General features: G+C 51.6%; 1 pseudogene. It reads right to left on the bottom strand.

Annotation, left to right across the window (positions count from 1 at the left end):
* A pseudogene (locus CVN76_RS02600) lies at positions 1–306 on the bottom strand (ubiquinone-dependent pyruvate dehydrogenase); the annotation flags it as partial.

Below are 306 nucleotides of genomic sequence, written 5' to 3'. Positions count from 1 at the left end.
ATCAAACCTTTAAGACCTACAGAGTAAGGATTATCATATTCAAGATGCTCCTTCCCACGTAGGGCGATGACCATCGGTGACTTCAACCGGTCACAGAGTTCCATCAGCTGGGGGTGGGCGCCTTCACAGCCTGCACCGCATAATAATGTAATTCGCTTGCCCTGATTTAAATATTCCGCCAGCCTTTGCAATTCGGCATCGGATGGGCGGACAACGGGTTCCGTCACATGTACGACCTTCTCAGGGACGGCTTCACTGTCAGGCATTGCAGCTACATCACCCGGGAGAACCAAAACGGCTACACCT

Source organism: Bacillus sp. mrc49 (assembly GCF_002803435.1).
Note: the sequence above shows the minus strand (reverse complement) of the source record. Positions and strands in the feature narration are given on the sequence as shown.